This window comes from Rhodoferax sp. OV413, from assembly GCF_900104385.1.
GTDB lineage: Bacteria > Pseudomonadota > Gammaproteobacteria > Burkholderiales > Burkholderiaceae_C > Rhodoferax_B.
The window spans coordinates 1,027,060-1,048,232 of sequence record NZ_FNJA01000001.1; the positions used below are offsets into that span (position 1 = coordinate 1,027,060).

A 21,173-nucleotide genomic window follows, 5' to 3' on the forward strand; every position below is an offset into this window, starting at 1 on the left:
CTATCCTTGGTACAAAGGGCTGGCCAAGTAGCTGGTACGCACCCGCCGTATCGCCACCAACAGCACCGCGCTGGCCGGCAGCGCCACCAGCACGCCGACGAAGCCGAAGACCTGGCCGAAGGCCAGCAGGGCAAAAATCACCGCCAGCGGGTGCAGGCCAATGCGCTCGCCCACCAGCCGCGGCGTGAGAAACAGGCTTTCGACAAACTGGCCGATGCCGTACACCACGGCCACCATCACCAGTGCCTTGATCGAGGCAAACTGCAGCAACCCTGCAAGCGCCGCCAGCACCAGGCCTACGCCAAAGCCCAGGTAGGGCACGAACATGGCCAAACCGGTGAACAAACCAATCGGCAGGCCCAGATCCAGCCCGAATAGCGACAGCCCGACGGCATAGAACACCGCCATGATCAGCATCACCAGCAGCTGGCCGCGCAGGTACTGGCCCAACACCTCGTCCGCCTCTTCCACAAAGCTGTCGAAACCGGGGCGCAAGCGGGTCGGCACCAGGGCTACCAGCTGGGCGATGAAACGGTCCCAGTCCATCAGCAGGTAGAACAGCGCCACCGGGATCAGCACCAGGTTGCCCAGCAAAGCCATGGCAAAACTGCCGCCCAGCTTGACCGACGACACCAGCGAGGCCAGTGCGTCTTCCACATTGGCGTTCAGGTACTTGAACACAAAGGCCTTGATGCTCACCGGGTCCAGTGCCACCTTGAGCCCCAGTTGGGCCAGCAGCGGCTTCAGCCATTTGGCCAGACCGTCCAGCAGCAACGGCAATTGCTCGCGCATCAGCGGAGCCTCCTTGACCAAAATCGGCACGATCAGCAAGGCAACGGCGAGCACCGCCACGATGAAGATCAGCTCGACCACCGCCACCGCCAGCATCCGCGGGACCCGGCCTTTGCACAGGTTGTCCAGCCTGTCCACCAGCGGCGTCAGCACGTAGGCCAGCACCGCGGCCACGGCAAACGGCGTTAGCACCGGCCCCAGCAGCCACAGCGCCAGCACGGCGACCGCAGCAATGGAAAGCCAGGCCAGAGCGCGCCTTTGGGTGGAGGTGAATTGCATCAGGTGATGGGCTGGAGTAGCGAGAATGAGGTGGACAGGGATGCGGGCCGATGGAATGACGCTGCGCCTGCCCTTAAAATCTGCGCAAATTGTAGAGGGCTGCGCGGCTAAATCCCGCCAACCCGCTTATCTGGGCAGTTTTGCCTGCACCTTCAGCCCCTTGTGAACCCCACACCATGACCACATCCCACACCGCCCCCCTCTCGTACAAAGACGCCGGGGTCGATATCGACGCGGGCGACGCCCTGGTTGAACGCATCAAGCCCCTGGCCAAGAAAACCATGCGCGAAGGCGTGCTGGCGGGCATTGGCGGCTTTGGCGCGCTGTTTGAAGTGCCCAAGCGCTACAAAGAGCCCGTGCTGGTCAGCGGCACCGACGGCGTGGGCACCAAGCTGCGCCTGGCGTTTGAATGGAATATGCACGACACCGTGGGCATCGACCTGGTGGCCATGAGCGTCAATGACGTGCTGGTGCAAGGCGCCGAGCCACTGTTCTTCCTCGACTACTTTGCCTGCGGCAAGCTGGACGTTGACACCGCGGCGGCCGTGGTCGGCGGCATCGCCAAGGGCTGCGAACTGTCGGGCTGCGCGCTGATCGGCGGCGAAACCGCGGAAATGCCCGGCATGTACCCGGCGGGCGAGTACGACCTGGCCGGCTTCGCCGTCGGCGCGGTCGAAAAATCCAAAATCCTGACCGGCAAGGAGGTAGCCGCCGGCGACGTGGTGCTGGGCCTGGCCAGCAGCGGCGTGCATTCCAACGGCTTCAGCCTGGTGCGCAAGTGCATCGAGCGCGCTGGCGACGCAACGCCTGCCACCCTGGACGGCAAACCCTTCAAGCAAGCCCTGATGGAGCCGACGCGCCTCTACGTAAAAAACGTGCTGGCCGCGCTGGCTGCGCACCCGATCAAGGCCCTGGCGCACATCACCGGTGGCGGCCTGCTGGAGAACATTCCCCGCGTGCTGCCCGAAGGCACGGCCGCCCATCTGAAGCAAGGCAGCTGGCCACAGACCGAGCTGTTCGCCTGGCTGCAGAAGACCGCTGGCATCGACGACTTCGAGATGAACCGCACCTTCAACAACGGCATCGGCATGGTGGTGGTGGTGGACGCAGCCAATGCTGCAGCCACCGCGCAGACGCTGCGCTCGCTGGGCGAGTCGGTATATGAAATTGGCGTGATTGGTGCGCGTGGCGACGGTGCTGCCGTCGTCGTCGCCTAAATTTATAAAAAATATGCCTCTGGCGCACTATCTACCTGCACGAGCAGCTATGTAAACAATAGCATCCCCATCCACCTACCAAGGCCGCCATGTCGACGCTGACCGAAGACCAAGCCCGCAGTTACATGCACAAGCTGCTGGCGGCCATGCACCAAGCCGGTGGGTCGGATCTCTTCATCGCCGCAGACTTCGCGCCCAGCATGAAGTCCAACGGCCAGATGAAGGCCTTGTCGGCGCAGAAGCTGGCCAGCGACGTGACCCGCATGCTGGCCCAGTCGCTGATGAACGAACGGCAGAACGCCGAGTTCGCCAAGGAAATGGAGTGCAACTTTGCGATGGCCCTGCCCGGCGTGGCGCGGTTCCGGGTGAATGTGTTCATCCAGCAGCAAAGCGTCAGCATGGTGATACGCACCATCGCCGCCGAAATCCCCAGCTTCGCCACCCTGGCCCTGCCCGAGGTGCTGAAGGAAGTCATCATGCACAAGCGCGGGCTGGTGCTGGTGGTGGGCGGCACCGGATCGGGCAAATCCACCTCGCTAGCGGCCATGATCGACCACCGCAACAGCAGCTCGGGCGGCCACATCATCACCGTGGAAGACCCGGTGGAATATGTGCACACCTCCAAGCTGTCCCTGGTCAGCCACCGCGAAGTGGGGGTGGACACGCATTCCTGGCACCACGCGCTGAAGAACACGCTGCGCCAGGCACCGGACGTGATACTGATTGGCGAAATCCGCGACCCGCAGACCATGGAGCACGCGATCGCCTTCGCTGAAACCGGCCATTTGTGCCTGGCCACGCTGCACGCCAACAGCGCCAACCAGGCGCTGGACCGCATCATCAACTTCTTCCCCGAAGAGCGGCGCAACCAGCTGCTGATGGACATGTCGGCCAATCTGCGCGCCATCGTCTCGCAGCGCCTGGTGCGCACCGAGGACGGCAAGGGCCGGCGCGCGGCGGTCGAGATCCTGCTGAATACCCCGCTGGTAGCGGACCGGATTTTCAAAGGCCAGTTCAACGACCTGAAGGCGCTGATGGACAAGTCGCGCGAACTGGGCATGCGCACCTTCGACTGGGCGCTGTTCGAGCTGTACAACGAAGGCCATATCTCCTACGAAGAAGCCCTGCGCAACGCCGATTCAGCCAATGAGCTGCGCCTCAACATGAAGCTGAAAAGCGCGCGTGGCGAGCCCACCAGCACCGGCGGCATGGAACTGAGCTTTGACAAGCCCTTGACCGACGAGGAAGTCGAAGCCTTGCGGGCCGAAGAGCTGCTCAAGCAGCAGCAAAGGCGCCGCCAGCTGGAAGACGAGCAGTTGGCCAAGCTACGCCAGGCCAAAGGCCCGGCAGCTTAGTCGTCTGCCGGGGCCGGCGCCGCCGCGATGCTGGCCAACACCTTGTCGATGCGCTTGCCGTCCAGGTCCACCACCTCGAACACCCAGCCCGCGCACTCAATGCTTTCGGCCGCAGCCATCATGCGGCCAGAGACCGACATCAGCAGACCCGCCACCGTGTTGTAACGGCCACGGTCTTCCTCTGGTAAGTCTTTGATGTCGAGGCGGGACTTGAGTTCGTTGACCGGCATCAGGCCGTCCAGCAGCCAAGAGCCGTCTTCGCGCTGGGTGGCCCAGGCATCGGCCTGCGCACCCGGCTGCAGTTCGCCGGTAATGGCTTCCAGCAGGTCGCGTGGCGTCATCAGGCCTTGCACCACACCGTATTCATCGACCACAAACACCATCCGGCCCGACTTGGCGCGAAACTGCTCCAGCAGCTCCATGCCGCTCAGGGTTTCGGGCAGGAACGCGGCGGGCAGCACATGCGGCTCCACCGGGCCAGGCAGATCGGCACCCAGCTCCAGCAGACGGCCCACGCTGATCACGCCAACCACGTCATCCAGCGAGCCCCGGCATACCGGGTACCAGGAATGCGCCACCTTGTCGCCGCCGCTGCTGGCCATCTGCAGGCATTGCGCGACTGTGTGCGAGGCCTCCAGCCAGTTCACGTCGGTGCGCGGCACCATCAGCGAGGTAAGCGGCCGCTCGTCGAGCCGGAACACGTTCTGCACCATCTGGTGCTCGTGCTCCTCGATCACGCCGGCATCCACGCCCTCCTCCAGGCTGGCCACGATTTCTTCTTCGGTCACCGACCGGCCGGCTGCGTTATCGATGCGCAGCAGCTTCAGCACCGCATGGGTGCTGAGCGACAGCAAACGCACAAAAGGCTTGGCCCCGGTCGCCACCCAGGTCATAGGCCGCGAGACATAGCGCGCCACCAGCTCGGGATACAGCTGGCCGATGCGCTTGGGCACCAGCTCACCAAATACGATGGTGACAAAGGTGATCACCGTCACCACAATCACCGTGGCCGTAATGTCGGCAGCCCCCACGGCCACCCCAAATTGCTGTACCCAGGCAGATACGCCGTCACTGAACGCTGCCTCACCCAGAATACCGTTCACCATGCCGATGGAAGTAATGCCGACCTGCACGGACGACAGGAACTGCGTGGGGTTCTCCAGCAAGGCCAATGCCGCCTGGGCCCCCTTGTCGCCCGCCTCCGCCATCGCCGTCAAGCGCGCCTTGCGGCTCGACGCCAAAGCCAGCTCCGACATAGAAAACACGCCATTGAGCAAAGTCAACAGCACAATCAGCAATAAATCCATGGATCTTCTAAGAAAATAAACACATGGCACTTTACTTGATTGGCGACCTGCAAGGCTGCGATGGCGCATTGCAGCGGCTTTTGGACAAGCTGGACTTCTCTCCCAGCCGTGACACGCTCTACCTACTAGGCGACTTAGTGAACCGGGGCCCGGCTTCGGTCGAGGTATTGCGGCGGCTGATGGGCTACGGCGACGCGGCCCGCTGTCTGCTGGGCAACCACGATCTGCATTTGCTGGCCGCTGCCTACGGCATCCGCTCTACGCACCGCCTGGACACGCTACAAGGCATCCTGCAGGCCCCTGACCGGGTCGCCATGCTCGACTGGCTGCGCAATCAGCGCATGGCCATGCGGGAGACTCTGGACGGTCAGGACATTCTGATGGTGCACGCAGGGGTGCTGCCAAGTTGGAGTGCCGCGCAGACCATGGCACTGGCCGCGGAAGTGGAAACGGTACTGCGCGGGCCCGATCTGGTGGGTTTTCTGGAGCAGATGTATGGCAACACCCCTGCACAGTGGGATGACGCTCTGCAAGGCATGGACAGACTCCGGGTGATCGTGAATGCACTCACGCGACTGCGCTTCTGCACTCTGAACGGTCGCATGGAATTTGAAAGCAAGGAAGGTACAGGTGCTAGCCCCGCTGGCTACATGCCCTGGTTTGAGGTACCGGGCAGGCTTACCGCGGCAAACACAGTGGCTTTTGGCCACTGGTCCACACTAGGCTGGCTGGGCCGCAGCGACCTACTGTCACTGGACACCGGCTGTGTCTGGGGCGGCTCGTTGAGCGCGCTGAAGATTCAAGCGGCTCCAACGCACAACGAACTCATCCAGGTGCGCTGCGAACAAGCGCAGCAACCGGGCAACTAAGCAGTTACGGCGGGCGCGACGGCCTTGAACAAGGCCGCCACTTTGCGCTTGGGCTTGATATTGGCCGAGATACCACGCACGGTCGCGTGTTTGGCCGAGGCTTCCCAGGTGGGTGCCTCGGTGGCTGCAGGAGCCTGGTAGGGCTGGTCGAAGAACGGATCGCGTGGCGCGCTGTGGCGCTGGGGGCGCGGAGCCGGACGCGGCGTATCCAGCACATCGCGCGGATCATCACCACCCCAGGCACGACGCCCGTCGTTGATGCGGCCTTGCTCGCGGATCTTCGGAATATCTTCCTCGAATTCCATGGCTTCCAGCTCGATCTTGGTTTTGACCAACTTTTCGATATCAGCCACCAGACGCGCATCACTGCCCGCCACAAAGCTGACAGCCAAACCGGACGCCCCCGCACGGCCGGTACGGCCAATGCGGTGAACGTAGTCTTCGGCGTTAAAAGGCACGTCAAAGTTGAACACCGCGGGCACGTCCTTGATGTCCAGACCGCGCGCGGCCACATCGGTACACACCAGCAGATCAACTTCGCCCTTTTTAAACGAATCCAGCGCCTTCAAACGCTCGTCCTGGGTCTTGTCGCCGTGCAAGGCAGCCGTCTTCAGGCCTTCCTTTTCCAGCGAACGGGCCAGACGCGCGCAGCCCAGCTTGCTGTTCACGAACACAAAGGCTTGCTTCATGCCGCGCGACTTGAGAACTTGGTGCAGTGCGCGGCGCTTGTCGTCGGCATTGACGCTGTAGAAATGCTGCTCGACCGTGGAAGCCGTAGCATTGGAGCGGGCTACTTCGATGGTGACCGGGTCTTGTAGATAGCTGCTGGCTAAGCGCTTGATCTCAGGCGAGAACGTGGCTGAAAACAGCAAGGTGGTGCGTTGCTTGGGCAGGTAGCTCAGAATGCGCTGCAGATCCGGCAAAAAGCCGATATCGAGCATGCGGTCGGCCTCATCCAGCACCACATATTCCACCTGGTTCAGCACTGCGTTCTTGGCTTCGATGTGGTCAAGCAAGCGGCCAGGTGTGGCCACCAGGATTTCTACGCCTTTTTTCAGTTCTAGTGTCTGGGGCTTCATGTCCATGCCGCCGAACACCACCGCACTACGCAAATTGGTGTGTTTGGCATACGATTTGATGGCCTGGGCCACCTGGTCGGCCAACTCGCGCGTAGGCAGCAGCACCAAGGCCCGCACCGGATGGCGGGCAGGTGAGGTGGAAGCGTTTTCGTGCTTGAGCATGCGCTGCAGCAGGGGCAGCGAGAAAGCGGCTGTTTTGCCGGTGCCGGTCTGGGCCGCGCCCATCACGTCACGGCCTTGCAAGACTACCGGAATGGCTTGCGCCTGGATCGGTGTCATGGCGGTGTAGCCCATGTCAGCCACGGCACGTGACAGGGGTTCTGCAAGCTGCAGTTGCGAGAAAGAATCCAGGGGGGTATCGCTCATCAAATCCAGAGGTTTGTAGCTATTCAAATAATAGCAAATTGCACCCGCGCGTCGCGGGCAAACCCTGATTATCCCCGAATTTGCAAAATCAGGACTACAAACACCAAGGGCCGATGGGATTTACACCCCATCGGCCCTTGGCTTAGCACCACTAGCGCTTAGTGCTTGACGGGTACGACAGGGGTCGCTGCAGCGGTTTCCAACACAGGAGCAACGACAGCCGGCTCTTCATCGGGCAGTGGCTGGGGCATGCGCTCCAGCGCAACTTCCAGCACCTGGTCAATCCACTTCACAGGTACGATTTCCAGGCCATTTTTGACATTTTCGGGAATGTCCTGCAGGTCCTTGGCGTTCTCCTCGGGAATCAACACCGTCTTGATGCCGCCGCGCAGAGCCGCCAGCAGCTTTTCTTTCAAGCCGCCGATGGCCGTGACTTCACCACGCAGGGTGATTTCTCCGGTCATGGCCACGTCGCCGCGCACGGGAATACCTGTCAGCGCAGAGACAAACGCAGTCGTCATGGCCGCACCAGCGCTAGGGCCATCCTTGGGGGTGGCACCGTCGGGCACGTGGATATGGATGTCCTTCTTCTCGAACACCTCGTCCTTGATACCCAGGCGCTTGGAACGGCTACGCACCACGGTGCGGGCCGCTTCCACCGACTCTTTCATCACGTCGCCCAGTGAGCCGGTGCGGGTGATCACGCCCTTACCGGGCATGATCGCCGCCTCAATGGTCAGCAAATCGCCGCCCACTTCAGTCCAGGCCAAGCCCACGACCTGGCCCACCTGGTTCTGCTGCTCGGCACGCCCATAGGTGTACTTTTGCACACCCAGATAATCGTTGAGGTTGTCCGCAGTCACCTTGACCTGGGGCACCATCTCCTTGAGCAGCAGGCCTTTGACAACCTTGCGGCAGATCTTGGACAGCTCGCGCTCCAGCGAACGCACGCCGGCTTCACGGGTGTAGTAACGCACGATGTCCCGCACAGCGTCTGGCGTCAACAACAGCTCGGCTTCGCTCAGGCCGTTGTTCTTCAACTGCTTGGGCAACAGGTAGCGAACCGCAATATTGGTCTTTTCGTCTTCGGTATAGCCCGACAAGCGGATCACCTCCATGCGATCCAACAAGGCCGACGGAATATTCATCGAGTTGGACGTCGCCACAAACATCACATCGCTCAGGTCAAAGTCCACTTCAACATAGTGGTCGCCGAACGTGTGGTTTTGCTCGGGGTCCAGCACCTCCAGCAAGGCGCTGGACGGGTCACCCCGGAAGTCCGTACCGAGTTTATCGATCTCATCCAGCAGGAACAGCGGATTACGCGTGCCAATCTTGCTCAAGCTTTGAAGCACCTTACCGGGCAAGGCCCCAATGTAGGTACGGCGGTGCCCGCGAATTTCAGCTTCGTCGCGCATGCCACCCAAGGCCATGCGCACGTATTTGCGCCCCGTAGCCTTGGCAATCGACTGACCCAGCGAGGTCTTACCCACGCCTGGAGGACCTACCAGACACAGGATTGGCGCCTTGACCTTGTCGACCCGTTGCTGGACCGCTAAATATTCCAGAATACGGTCCTTGACCTTGTCCAACCCGAAGTGGTCTTCGTTGAGCACACCTTCGGCATTGCGCAAATCGTGCTTGATCTTGGTCTTCTTGCTCCATGGCAGGCCGGTCAGCACGTCGATATAGTTGCGCACCACCGTGGCTTCGGCGGACATGGGTGACATCAGCTTGAGCTTCTTCAGCTCGCTCTCAGCCTTCTTCAGCGCCTCTTTGGGCATTTTGGACAGCTTGATCTTTTTCTCGATCTCGTCGATGTCCGCGCCCTCTTCGCCTTCGCCCAACTCCTTCTGGATGGCTTTGACCTGCTCGTTCAGATAGAAATCGCGCTGGTTCTTCTCCATCTGGCGCTTGACGCGGCCGCGGATCTTCTTGTCCACATTCAGAATGTCGACTTCGCGCTCCAACTGGCCATAGAGGTTTTCCAGTCTTTCGCGCACATCCGACAGATCCAGCACCACTTGTTTGCTATCCAATTTGAGTGGCAAATGGGCTGCAATGGTATCGGCCAGACGGCCTGGGTCGTCGATGCTGGAAATCGAGGTCAGGATTTCGGGAGGAATCTTTTTGTTCAGCTTGACGTACTGGTCGAACTGCTGCATCACGGCACGGCGCAGAGCCTCTATTTCCGTGGTTTTCTGGGTCAGCGCCACAGTAACCACAGGCGTGATGTTCGCGGTGAAATGCGATTCGCCGTCTTCAATATGGTTAACGCGGGCCCGCTGCTGGCCTTCGACCAGCACTTTGACCGTGCCATCCGGCAACTTCAGCATCTGCAGAATGGTAGAGACGCAGCCGACATCAAACATGTCGGATACCGAAGGCTCATCTTTAGCAGCCGCCTTTTGGGCTACGAGCATGATGCGCCGGTCGGATTCCATCGCAGCCTCCAAGGCCTTGATGCTTTTCGGACGCCCCACAAACAGCGGGATCACCATGTGGGGGAATACCACCACGTCGCGCAGAGGCAACAACGGCAGATCGAGGGGTTCAGCAGGGAGAGGAATGTGTCCGGACATGAAGATCCTTTGAGTAACCCGTTGAATATGGACTTCTAACGGTAATTTTCAACCCTCCCCAGCTGCAAAACCTGCAGCATGGGATAAGGGCGCCCGGTTAAGCCTTCTTCGCAGCTTCGCGGTACACCAACAAAGGAGGCTTATTCTCATCAATCGTCGATTCGTCCACCACCACTTTATCCACATTGTGGTTGGTGGGTAGATCAAACATGGTGTCAATCAGGGACAGCTCCAAAATCGAGCGCAATCCCCGAGCGCCCGTCTTGCGGGCCAGCGCCTTCTTGGCAATCGCCTTCAAGGCCGAGGGCCGGATCTCCAGATCCACGCCTTCCATGGACAGTAGCTTGCTGTATTGCTTGACCAGCGCGTTCTTAGGCTCGGTCAGAATCTGCACCAAGGCATCTTCGCTGAGCTCGGCCAGCGTCGCCACCACCGGCATACGCCCGACCAGCTCGGGAATCAGGCCGAACTTGATCAGATCTTCGGGCTCGACGTCGCGGAACACCTCGGTCAGGCTGCGTTGTGCCTTGCTCTTGACGGAGGCGCCAAAACCGATTCCAGAAGACTCGGTACGGTTGCCAATTACTTTTTCCAACCCCGAAAATGCTCCGCCCAGAATGAACAGGATGTTGGTGGTATCGACCTGGAGGAAATCCTGGTTTGGATGCTTGCGACCGCCCTGTGGCGGTACGCTGGCCATCGTGCCTTCAATCAGCTTGAGCAAAGCCTGCTGCACACCCTCACCCGACACATCGCGGGTAATCGACGGGTTATCTGACTTGCGCGAAATTTTGTCGATTTCATCGATGTAAACGATGCCGCGCTGGGCCCGTTCAACTTCGTAATTGCAACTTTGCAGCAGCTTGGCGACGATGTTTTCCACGTCCTCGCCCACATAGCCTGCCTCGGTCAGGGTTGTAGCATCGGCCATCACAAAGGGCACATCCAGCATACGCGCCAGGGTTTGCGCCAGCAGCGTCTTGCCGGAACCCGTGGGGCCGATCAGCAAGATATTGCTCTTGGTCAGCTCCACTTCATCCTTCTTGGCCGTTTCCTTGTGGCGCAGACGCTTGTAGTGGTTGTATACCGCAACTGCCAAGGTGCGTTTCGCAACCTCTTGGCCAATCACATAGTTGTCCAGATTGTTCTTGATCTCGACTGGCGTGGGCAGTGCAGCCCCGGCTTCGCGGGCTTCGGTGCCAGCAGGCAATTCGTCGCGAATGATGTCGTTGCACAGGTCTATGCATTCATCGCAAATGAACACCGACGGCCCTGCAATCAGCTTCTTCACTTCATGCTGGCTTTTGCCGCAGAAGGAGCAGTACAGGGTTTTTTCGGTGGAGGAGCCTTTTTTCTCGGCCATGGGAGGAATGCCTTTTCAGTCGTTACTGAATGATAACCAAATAAAAACGGCGCTTTCCAGTCCAGAAAACGCCGTTATGGGCTGCTTAGCCGCCTATCTCTAGGCTTAGGGGCGCTTGCTGATCACCTCGTCCACCAGGCCATAGGTCTTGGCTTCGTCGGCAAACATGAAGTAGTCACGCTCGGTATCGCGCTCGATCTTTTCCATTGTCTGGCCGGTACGCTCGGCCAAGATCCGGTTCAGCTGGTCGCGGGTCTTCAGGATGTCACGCGCATGGATCTCGATATCGCTGGCCTGGCCTTGGGCACCGCCAGACGGTTGGTGGATCATGACGCGCGAATTCGGCAGCGAGAAGCGCTTGCCCTTGGCACCAGCCGCCAACAAGAAAGCGCCCATGCTCGCAGCCATGCCGACGCACAGAGTCGACACATCGGGCTTGATGAACTGCATGGTGTCGTAGATCGCCATACCAGCGGTAACCGAGCCACCGGGCGAGTTGATGTAGAAGGAAATATCCTTGTCAGGATTTTCGCTTTCCAGGAACAGCAACTGGGCGACCACCAAATTAGCGGTCTGGTCATTGACCGGGCCGACCAAGAAAATCACGCGCTCCTTGAGCAAACGCGAATAGATGTCGTACGAGCGCTCGCCGCGGCCCGACTGCTCGATGACCATCGGCACCATGCCGAGACCCTGGATTTCCTGTGTGCTATTACGGATGAACATGGAGTTTCCTGCGTTGTTGAAGAGCTATTGAAAGCAAATAAGGGCTTGCGTAGAAAACACAAGCCCTTATATCGCGTATCCGGCAGTGGACTTAGTTCTGACCCATCAGCTCGTCAAACACAACCGCCTTTTCAACCACTTTGGCCTTGCCCAACACGAAGTCGGTGACATTGCTTTCAATCACAATGGCTTCAACTTCTGCCAGGCGCTGGTTGTCGCTGTAATACCAACGGACCACGTCAGCTGGCTTTTCGTAGCTGGCAGCCAGCTCTTCGATGTGGGCCTTGATCTGCTCAGTCGTGGCTTGCAGTGCATTGCTGCGCACCAGCTCGGCAACCACCAGACCCAGGCGCACACGGCGCTCGGCCTGCGGACGGAAGATGTCATCGGGAATCGGCGCCTTGTCAGCATCCTTGATACCGCGCTGCTTCAAATCGGCGCGAGCCGACTCCACCATGCGGTTCAGTTCAGTCTGGACGCTGGAATTGGGCAGATCTAGCTCGGCCTTGGCGATCAAAGCATCCATCACGGCTTGCTTGTTACGGGCCAAAACGCGGAACTTGACTTCGCGCTCCAGGTTCTTGCGGATGTCGGCGCGCAGACCTTCAACCGTAGCGTCGGCGATACCCAGCGACTTGGCCAGGGCTTCGTTGACTTCAGGCAGGTGGGCGGCTTCGATCTTCTTCACGGTGACCATGAAATCGGCTTGCTTGCCAGCCACGTCCTTGCCGTGGTAGTCAGCAGGGAAGGCCAGCGGGAAGGTGCGGCTTTCGCCGGACTTCATGCCACGCACGGCATCTTCAAATTCTTTCAGCATCTGGCCTTCGCCAACCAGAAACTGGAAGGCTTCGGCTTTGCCGCCTTCGAAGGTTTCGCCGTCGATCTTGCCTTCGAAGTCCACCGTCACACGGTCGCCGTCTTCGGCAGGAGCTTCCAGCGCGCGCTGGGCGAAAGTGCGGCGTTGCTTGCGCAGGATTTCGACGGTCTTGTCGATCGCGCCGTCGTCCACGGCGGTGGTGATTTTTTCGACTTCAGCGGTGCTCAGGTCGCCGATCTTGACGTCCGGGAACACTTCGAAGATCGCGTCAAAAGCCATTTGGCCTTCGGGCGAGGTTTCGTTTTCGCTGATGCGGGGCTGGCCTGCGACACGCAGCTTGGCTTCGTTGGCGGCAACAGCAAAAGCCTCGCCCACCTTGTCGTTCATCACTTCGTAGTGAACCGAATAGCCATAGCGCTGTGCCACCACGTTCATCGGCACTTTGCCGGGACGGAAACCGTCCATCTTGACCGTGCGGGCCATCTTCTTGAGACGGGTAGCCACTTCGTTCTGGATCACATCCACAGGCAGGGACAGCGTGATTTTGCGTTCCAGCTTTTCAAGGGTTTCAACAGTAACTGCCATCTGAGATCTCGTATAAAAAATTGTGGTGCGCGGGGGGGGACTCGAACCCCCACACCATTGCTGGCGTCAGGACCTAAACCTGGTGCGTCTACCAATTTCGCCACCCGCGCAAATACAGAACTGAACAGACGGCCTGGGAAGCTGCCACGGGGGCAAGCCATTTCAGACCGTCTGCGTGAAATCGGTAAGCCCGCTATTTTAGCGTGCTTACCGACGGGTTTTACCCGGATGCGCTCCGGGTTCACCCTTGGCTGTCACTTGGGTTCGCGCTTGACCCGGAACCAGGCGGCGTACATGGCGGGCAAGGCCAGCAGGGTCAGCACAGTGGCCACCACCAGCCCGCCCATGATGGCGACCGCCATTGGCCCCCAGAACACCGAGCGCGACAACGGGATCATCGCCAGCACGGCCGCCGCGGCGGTCAGCACGATGGGCCGCAGCCGCCCCACCGCCGACTCCACGATCGCGTCCCAGGTGGCAACGCCACGGGCCCGCTCCTGCTCGATCTGGTCGATCAGGATCACCGAATTGCGCTGGATCATGCCCATCAGCGCGATCACCCCTAGCAAAGCCACGAAGCCGAAAGGCCGGCCCAGCAGGATCAGGGCGCCGGCCACCCCGGCAATCCCCAAGGGCCCGGTCAGGAACACCAGCATCGCCCGGCTGAAGCTGTGCAGCTGCAGCATCAGCAAGGTAAAGGTCAGGAACAGCATGATGGGCACACCCGCCGCGATGGATGCCGAGCCCTTGCTGCTTTCCTCCACGGCACCGGCCACCTCGATGCGGTAAGCGCTTTGGCCTTGGGCCGCCCACTGCGCCTCCAGCGCCTTCAGCGCCGGCAGCAGCTCATTCGTCACCGTCGCACCCTGCAGGCCTTCAGTGATATCGCTCTGCACGGTGATCGCGTAGTCGCGGTTCTCGCGCCACATCACGCCCGGCTCCCAGTCAAACACCGGCTTGGCGATCTGCGTCAGCGGAATCGAGCGGCCCGATGAGGTGGGCAGGTACGCGTTGGCGATGTCGGTAATCGCGCTGCGCTCGTCCAGCGGCTGGCGTAGCACGATGTCGATCAGCTTGTCGCCTTCGCGGAACTGGCCGACGGTGGAGCCGGTCAGCAGCACCTTGGCCGCCTGCGCAATCGACTGGCTGGTCACGCCCAAGGCACGGGCCTTGGCCTGGTCGACCTCCAGCCGCATCACCTTGACCGATTCGTTCCAGTTGTCGTTCACGCCGCGGGTGTTCGGGCTCTTGCGCATGGCGGCCTTGACCTCGTCGGCGCGCGTGCGCAGCACCAGCGGGTCCACCCCCAACACCCGGAACTGCACCGGATACGCCACCGGCGGCCCGTTGGGCAGCAGCTTGATGCGTCCGCGCACCTCGGGGAACTCGGTCGCCAGCAGGGCCGGCAGCTTGACGCGCAGCAGCTCGCGCTGCTTCAAGTCCTTGGCCACCACGATGAACTGCGTCACATTGGTCTGCGGGAACACCTGGTCCAGCGGCAGATAGAAGCGCGGCACGCCCGACCCCACCCAAGCGCTGACCGTGGCCACACCGCCCTCTTCCATCAAGCGCGCCTCGACCCGCTTGGCCGTGGCTTCGTTCGCCACGAAGGCCGTGCCTTCGGGGAACCAGATATCCACCATGATTTCCGGGCGGCTCGAATCCGGGAAGAACTGCTGCTGCACCTTACCCATGCCCACGATGCCCAGGGCAAAAACCAGCAGGGTCAGGCCGATGGTGATCCAGCGGTGCAATACGCACCAGCCCACCAATTGGCGGAAGCGGTTGTAGAACGGGGTGTTGAATGACTCGTGGCCATGCTCAGCAACTTCGGCCGCACCAGGCTCCGGCAGCACCTTGGCATGCGGCGGGGCCTTGAGCAGCAGCACGCCCAGGTAGGGCACAAAGTACACCGACACCACCCAGCTCAGCAGCAAGGCCAGCACCGTGACGGCAAAAATGGCAAAGGTGTACTCGCCGGTGACCGACCGGGCAATGCCGATGGGCAAAAAGCCAGCGGCGGTGATCAAGGTGCCGGTCAGCATCGGCATGGCGGTGATTTCATAGGCAAAGGTGGCGGCCCGCACCTTGTCGTAGCCCTCCTCCATCTTGCGCACCATCATCTCCACCGCAATGATGGCGTCGTCCACCAGCAGGCCCAGCGCGATGATCAGCGAACCCAGCGAAATCTTGTGCAGTCCTATACCCCAGTACCACATACCCAGAAATGTCAGGCCCAGCACCAGCGGAATGGTGATGCCCACCACCAGGCCGGGTCGCATGTCCAGCGTATAGCTGCGCCAGAACGGGTGTTTGCCAGGCCGCTTGTGCAGCCCCAGGCTGATGAAGCTGACCACCAGCACGATCACCACGGCCTCGATCAACACGTGCACGAACTCGTTTACCGAGGTGCTGACCGCCTTGGGCTGGTCCTGTATCTGCACCAGCTTCAGGCCGGCAGGCAGGCTCTGGGCGATGCGGGCCGACAGCTTGTCCATCGCCTTGCCCAAGGCAATGATGTCGCCGCCCTTGGCCATGGAGACGCCCAGGGCAATCACTTCCTTGCCCTGGTGCCGCACCTTGACGCTGGGCGGGTCCACATAGCCGCGGCTGATGCTGGCGATATCGCCCAAGCGCAGCTGGCGGCCGCTGGCGTCGCCGCCCGTGCCGCGGATCGGCATGGCGCGCAGCTGCTCCACCGCCTCGAACTGCCCGGCCACCCGCACCTGTACTACGTCCAGCGGCGTCTGTACCGTGCCCGCGCTCTCGATGGCGTTCTGCTGGCCCAATTGCGCCAGCACCTGGTTCATGTCCAGCCCCAGCTGGGCCAGGCGCTTTTGCGACAACTCGATGTAGACCTTCTCGTCCTGCACGCCAAACAGCTCGACCTTGGCCACATCGGGCACGCGCAGCAGCTGCTGGCGCACATCGTCGGCAAACACCTTGGTCTCGGCGTTGCTGAAGCCGTCCGACTCCAGCGCGTAGATCACGCCATACACGTCGCCAAAATCATCGTTGAAGAACGGCCCCTGCAGGCCCGACGGCAGGGTATTGCGCATGTCGCCGATCTTTTTGCGCACCACGTACCAGACGTTGGTGACATCGCTGCCCTTGATCGAGTCCTTGACCTGGAAGATGATTTGCGACTCGCCGGGCTTGGAATAGCTGCGGATCTTGTCGGCAAACGGCACCTCTTGCAGCGTGCGCTCCAGCTTGTCGGTCACCTGTTCGGCTACCTGCTGGGCGGTGGCGCCCGGCCAGTAGGTGCGCACCACCATCACCCGGAAGGTGAACGGCGGGTCTTCGTCCTGGCCCAGCTGGAAGTAGGCGGCAAAGCCCAGCACCATCAGCACCACCAGCAGGTAGCGGGTCAGCGCCGGGTGCTCAAGCGCCCATTTGGAAAGATTGAAGCCCGGCTTGGGCTGGTCGGGGGTATGGCTTGGCGTCATGGCTGGCTCACTGCACCGCAGAGGCTGGGGCGGCAGCGGGCTTTGCTACTGTATTCGTAGCTGCTTGCGCAGATGCAGCTTGCGCTGGAGCCGTTTTTTGTTGATAAATAGTCACTTTCTCACCCGGCGACAGTACGTGTACGCCCGCGGCCACCACCTGCATGCCGGGCTGCAAGCCGCTGGCGATCACCGCCTCGTTGCCATCGGCCGTGGCCACCACCACCGCCTGGGCTTTCACCGTCATGCTGGCGGTGTCGAGTACCCAAACCGCCGTGCTGCCGTTCGCCTCTTGCCGCAGCGCGCTGGTCGGCAGCTTGATTACCGGCTGGCCCGTGTGGCCCAGCGACTGCGGCACCACATTCACCGTAGCCCCCAATGCGGGCGCGGTGGCGGCGTCGATGCCCACCTTGACCTGGAAGGTCCGCGTCACCGGATCGGCGCTGGCCGCCACTTCGCGCACCTTGCCCGCCAGCTTGGTGTCGCTGGCCCAGATCCGCACCTCGACGGCCGAGCCCAGCGCAACGCCGGCCACCCGGTCCTCGGGCACCACGAACACCACGTCGCGCGCACCGTCCTGCGCCACCTTGACCACCGGCGTACCGCCGCTCACCACCTGACCGGGCTCGGCGGACACCGCCGTCACCACCCCGGCCACATCCGACACCAACCGGGTATAAACCGCCTGGTTGCCGCTGGACGCCAGCTGCGCCTGGGCCTGCTGCACCTGGGCCTGGGCCGATTTGAGTGCGCTGTCGCGCCGCTCCAGTTCGGCGCCGCTGATGAAGTTCTGCTCTTTCAGCTCTTTGTAGCGCTTGTAGTCGGCGCTGGCCAGATCGCGGCTGGTGGTGGCCGCGGCCAGCTGGGCCTGGGCTGCGTCTGCGGCCAGCTTGTAATCCTGCGGGTCCAGTTGGGCCAACACATCGCCGACCTTGACGCGCTGGCCCAGCTCGGCCTGGCGCCGGATGATCTTGCCGGCTACGCGAAAGCTCAACACCGACTCGGTCCGCGCCCGCACTTCGCCGGGGAATTCGCGCTGGGCCTGCATATCGCTCGCCGCCACCGTCAGCACCTTGACCGCCCGCACCGGCTCGGGCGCGGCCTCGGGCTTGGAGCAGCCGGCCAGCACGGCGGCCAGCGCGGCCCCGGCCAGGCCAAGACGAAAAACGGCGCGCGCAGCAGCCGACTGGGGGGACGAAACAGAAGAATGGTGTGACATAGCAGGCCTAGTGGAAGACGGCGAAAGCCAGCCGAAAGGCCCGCACTGTGCGTAGACCCGGGTTGTTACTGACTAACGGGTTAGTAATTTAGGGGAATGGGCATAAGGTGTCAAGCGACAATCCCTGCCGTGAATGCCCACCCCTCATCCCAAAATGCTACCCCACAAAGCGTGCGCCACTACGAGAACTTCCCGGTGGCGTCGATTCTGTGCCCGGCCGCTCTGCGCCCGCCCATTGCCGCCATCTACTGGTTTGCACGCACCGCCGACGACATCGCCGACGAGGGCACGGCCCCGCCCGCCCAGCGCCTAGCCGACCTGGCCGCCTTCCGCGCCGATCTGGCCGCAGCCGCCGCTGGCAAGCCGGCCTCGGCGCGCTGGCCCAAGGTGTTTGGGCCCTTGCAGGTCGCCATCAAACAATGGCGGCTGCCCCAGGCGCTGCTGGCCGACCTGCTCAGCGCCTTCACCCAGGACGTCATCAAAACGAGGGATAAAGCCGGCTACGCCAACCGCGCCGACTTGCTGGCCTACTGCCAGCGCTCGGCCGCGCCGGTCGGCCGCCTGCTGCTGCACTTATATGGTGTGCACGACGCCGCCTCCCTGCAACGCAGCGACGCCATCTGCAACGCGCTGCAACTCATCAACTTTTGGCAAGACCTGAGCCTGGACCTGCCGCGCGGCCGCTTCTACCTGCCGCAAGACCGCAGCCTGCGCCACGGCGTGGACGAAGCCGCCCTGCAGCAGAACCCGCAGAGCCCGGCGCTGACCCGGCTGATGGAAGAAAACGTGGCCTGGGCGCGCGACCTGATGCGCAGCGGCGCCCCGCTGGTACACCGCGTACCCGGTCGCGCCGGCTGGGAACTGCGCCTGGTAGTGCAAGGCGGCTTGCGCATCCTCGACAAAATCGAAGCCCTGGATTTTGCCACCCGGTACCAGCGGCCCACCGTTGGCGCCCGGGATGTGCCGCTGATGCTGTGGCGCGCACTTTGGATGTAACAATCCTTCTCCATATGACCCCCGAGCAATACGTCCAAGAAAAAGCTGCCTCGTCCGGCAGCAGTTTTTATTACGCCTTCCTGTTCCTGCCCAAGCCCCGCCGGGCCGCCATCACCGCCTTCTATGCGTTTTGCCGCGAAGTCGACGACGTGGTGGACGAAACCGTTGATGCCGGCGTCGCCCGCACCAAGCTCCACTGGTGGCAGGGCGAGGTGTCCAGCGCCTACGCCGGCAAGCCCACGCACCCGGTGATGCAGGCCCTGATGCCGCTGGCCGCCGACTACCAGATCGAAGAACGCCATCTGCACGCCATCATCGAAGGCTGCCAGATGGACCTGGAGCAAACCCGCTACCTCGACTTCCCCGGCCTGCAGCGCTACTGCCACCTGGTGGCCGGCGTGGTGGGCGAGGTATCGGCGCAGATCTTCGGCCAGACCGACCCGGCCACCACCGAATACGCCCACACCCTGGGCCTGGCGTTCCAGCTGACCAACATCATCCGCGACGTCGGCGAAGACGCCCTGCTGGGCCGCATCTACCTGCCGGTCAACGAGTTGCAGCAGTTCGACGTCAAGGCGCACGAAATCCTCAAGCGCACCTACTCCGACCGCTTCACCGCGCTGATGCGCTTCCAGGCCCAGCGCGCCCATGGCCTGTACGACAAAGCCTTCGCCATGCTGCCCGCTGCCGACCGCCGCGCCCAGAAGCCCGGACTGATGATGGCCAGCATCTACCGCACCCTGCTGCGCGAGATCGAGGCCGACAACTTCCAGGTGCTGCACCAGCGCGTCAGCCTGACCCCGCTGCGCAAGCTCTGGCTGGCCTGGAAGGTCCAGGCATTGAACAAGCTATGAAAATTGCGGTGATCGGCGCCGGCTGGGCCGGTTTGGCGGCCGCCGTCACCGCTACGCACGCGGGGCACCACGCTACAGTTTTTGAAGCATCTCGCGCAATCGGTGGGCGTGCCAGAGCCCTGTTTGATGCAGAAAATGGCGCACCACTGGACAATGGCCAGCACATCATGATTGGCGCCTACGCCGAGACCCTGCGCCTGATGCGCATGGTGGGCGTCGACCTGGACCAGACCCTGCTGCGCCTGCCGCTGACCTTGCTGTTCCCCGACGGACTGGGCTTGCGGCTGCCCACGCTGCCCGCACCGTTCGACGCCCTGGTCGGCATCGTGCGCGCCCGCGGCTGGGGCTGGGCCGACAAGGCCGCCCTGCTGCGCACCTCGGTCGGCTGGCAACTGGCTGGCTTCCAGTGCCGCCCGAACCAGTCGGTGGCCGACCTGTGCCGACCGCTGACGCAGCGGGTCAACCACGAACTGATAGAGCCGCTGTGCGTGGCCGCGCTCAATACCCCGGCGGACCGCTCCAGCGGCCAGGTGTTTCTGCGGGTGATCCAGGATTCGCTGTTCGGCGCGCCTGGAGGCTCCAACCTGCTGCTGCCGCGCGTCGACCTGGGTGTGCTGTTCCCCAAACCCGCGGTGCAGTGGCTGGAGCAACGCGGCGGCGCCGTACGGATGGGCCACCGCGTCCAGTCCATCCGCCCGCAGGCGCTGCAATGGCTGGTCGACGGCCAGTTGTTCGACCAGGTGCTGCTGGCCTGCCCGTCCTGGGAGGCCACCCGCCTGGTCGGCGCCAGCGGCGTGCCCGCAGACGACTGGCTGGCGCTGGCCCAGGCGCTGCAGTTCGAAGCCATCACCACGGTCTACGCCCGCAGCACTGCCCCACAAGCCCGCTTGGCCCAGCCCATGCTGGCACTGCGTAGCGACACCCAGCATCCCGCCCAGTTTGTGTTCGACCGCGGCCAGCTCGGCGGCCCGCAAGGCCTGCTGGCCTTCGTGGCCAGTGCCAGCCATGGCGACCGCCAGGCGCTGGAGCACGCCGTCATCGCCCAGGGCCGGCTGCAGCTGGGCCTCGGCGATCTGCAAGCGCTGCAAACCGTGGTCGAAAAGCGCGCCACCTTTGCCTGCACACCCGGCCTGCAGCGCCCGGCGCAGCACATCGCGCCCGGGCTTCAAGCCTGCGCCGACTATGTGGACGGCCCCTACCCAGCAACGCTGGAAGGCGCGGTGCGCAGCGGCGTGGCGGCCGCCCAAGCCTTTAGCCCCCAGCCATAAAAAAGGGGGACCAAAAGGTCCCCCAAACTACCGCCTCGCATCTGCGGCCAGGC

15 protein-coding genes and 1 tRNA gene are annotated in these 21,173 nt (G+C 62.3%); 6 read left to right on the forward strand and 10 right to left on the reverse strand.

From position 1 onward, the window contains the following. Positions 1-1,071, reverse strand: a complete 1,071-nt coding sequence (locus BLT66_RS04745; protein ID WP_092756185.1) for an AI-2E family transporter — start codon at positions 1,069-1,071, stop codon at positions 1-3. 176 nt (positions 1,072-1,247) lie between these two features. Between BLT66_RS04745 and purM the strand changes: the two genes are divergently transcribed. Together purM and BLT66_RS04755 are read left to right on the forward strand one after the other, a co-directional pair. Next, entirely contained in the window at positions 1,248-2,288 is a 1,041-nt protein-coding gene (gene purM, locus BLT66_RS04750) for a phosphoribosylformylglycinamidine cyclo-ligase (protein ID WP_092756187.1), read from the forward strand. An 89-nt stretch (positions 2,289-2,377) separates the two neighbouring features. Further along, a complete protein-coding gene (locus tag BLT66_RS04755; protein ID WP_092756189.1) occupies positions 2,378-3,643 on the forward strand; it encodes a PilT/PilU family type 4a pilus ATPase in 1,266 nt (421 codons plus the stop codon). On the opposite strand, the gene BLT66_RS04760 is transcribed toward BLT66_RS04755, so the two are convergent. Continuing rightward, the gene (locus BLT66_RS04760; protein WP_092756191.1) at positions 3,640-4,950 is read right to left on the reverse strand and encodes a hemolysin family protein; all 1,311 of its coding nucleotides are present in this window, start codon (positions 4,948-4,950) and stop codon (positions 3,640-3,642) included. The genes BLT66_RS04755 and BLT66_RS04760 overlap by 4 nt on opposite strands. 23 nt (positions 4,951-4,973) lie before the next feature. Between BLT66_RS04760 and BLT66_RS04765 the strand changes: the two genes are divergently transcribed. Further along, positions 4,974-5,819: a symmetrical bis(5'-nucleosyl)-tetraphosphatase gene (locus BLT66_RS04765; protein ID WP_092756193.1), complete on the forward strand. Its 846-nt coding sequence runs from the start codon at positions 4,974-4,976 to the stop codon at positions 5,817-5,819. On the opposite strand, the gene BLT66_RS04770 is transcribed toward BLT66_RS04765, so the two are convergent. From BLT66_RS04770 to BLT66_RS04805, 8 genes are all read right to left on the reverse strand, one after another. Further along, positions 5,816-7,264 (reverse strand): DEAD/DEAH box helicase, encoded by a 1,449-nt coding sequence (locus BLT66_RS04770; protein WP_092756195.1) that lies wholly within the window; start codon positions 7,262-7,264, stop codon positions 5,816-5,818. The genes BLT66_RS04765 and BLT66_RS04770 overlap by 4 nt on opposite strands. A gap of 158 nt (positions 7,265-7,422) precedes the next feature. Further along, positions 7,423-9,846 (reverse strand): endopeptidase La, encoded by a 2,424-nt coding sequence (gene lon / locus BLT66_RS04775; RefSeq protein ID WP_092756197.1) that lies wholly within the window; start codon positions 9,844-9,846, stop codon positions 7,423-7,425. Between the two features lie 97 nt (positions 9,847-9,943). Continuing rightward, the gene (gene clpX / locus BLT66_RS04780) at positions 9,944-11,209 is read right to left on the reverse strand and encodes an ATP-dependent Clp protease ATP-binding subunit ClpX (RefSeq protein WP_092756199.1); all 1,266 of its coding nucleotides are present in this window, start codon (positions 11,207-11,209) and stop codon (positions 9,944-9,946) included. Between the two features lie 105 nt (positions 11,210-11,314). After that, positions 11,315-11,935, reverse strand: coding sequence for an ATP-dependent Clp endopeptidase proteolytic subunit ClpP (gene clpP, locus BLT66_RS04785; RefSeq protein ID WP_092756201.1), 621 nt, complete (start codon positions 11,933-11,935; stop codon positions 11,315-11,317). A 91-nt stretch (positions 11,936-12,026) separates the two neighbouring features. After that, positions 12,027-13,337, reverse strand: coding sequence for a trigger factor (gene tig / locus BLT66_RS04790; protein ID WP_092756203.1), 1,311 nt, complete (start codon positions 13,335-13,337; stop codon positions 12,027-12,029). Between the two features lie 23 nt (positions 13,338-13,360). Beyond that, positions 13,361-13,447, reverse strand: a tRNA-Leu gene (locus BLT66_RS04795). A 144-nt stretch (positions 13,448-13,591) separates the two neighbouring features. Next, positions 13,592-16,786 carry an efflux RND transporter permease subunit gene (locus BLT66_RS04800; RefSeq protein WP_092756205.1) on the reverse strand — a complete coding sequence of 1,065 codons (3,195 nt, stop codon included), beginning with the start codon at positions 16,784-16,786 and terminating at the stop codon, positions 13,592-13,594. Positions 16,787-16,793: 7 nt separating this feature from the next. Beyond that, on the reverse strand, positions 16,794-18,002 hold the full coding sequence (locus BLT66_RS04805) for an efflux RND transporter periplasmic adaptor subunit (protein WP_092756207.1): 1,209 nt from the start codon (positions 18,000-18,002) through the stop codon (positions 16,794-16,796). Between the two features lie 96 nt (positions 18,003-18,098). Here BLT66_RS04805 and hpnC point away from each other — a divergent pair, with 96 nt between their 5' ends. Genes hpnC through hpnE form a run of 3 tightly spaced genes read left to right on the forward strand, consistent with a single transcriptional unit; the run spans position 18,099 to position 21,120 of the window. Next, positions 18,099-18,998, forward strand: a complete 900-nt coding sequence (hpnC, locus tag BLT66_RS04810; RefSeq protein ID WP_092756209.1) for a squalene synthase HpnC — start codon at positions 18,099-18,101, stop codon at positions 18,996-18,998. A 14-nt stretch (positions 18,999-19,012) separates the two neighbouring features. Beyond that, complete coding sequence (gene hpnD / locus BLT66_RS04815) at positions 19,013-19,852, forward strand: presqualene diphosphate synthase HpnD (protein WP_092756211.1); 840 nt, start codon at positions 19,013-19,015, stop codon at positions 19,850-19,852. Next, complete coding sequence (gene hpnE, locus BLT66_RS04820; protein WP_092756213.1) at positions 19,849-21,120, forward strand: hydroxysqualene dehydroxylase HpnE; 1,272 nt, start codon at positions 19,849-19,851, stop codon at positions 21,118-21,120. The genes hpnD and hpnE overlap by 4 nt, the downstream gene beginning before the upstream one ends. Positions 21,121-21,173: the final 53 nt, after the last annotated feature.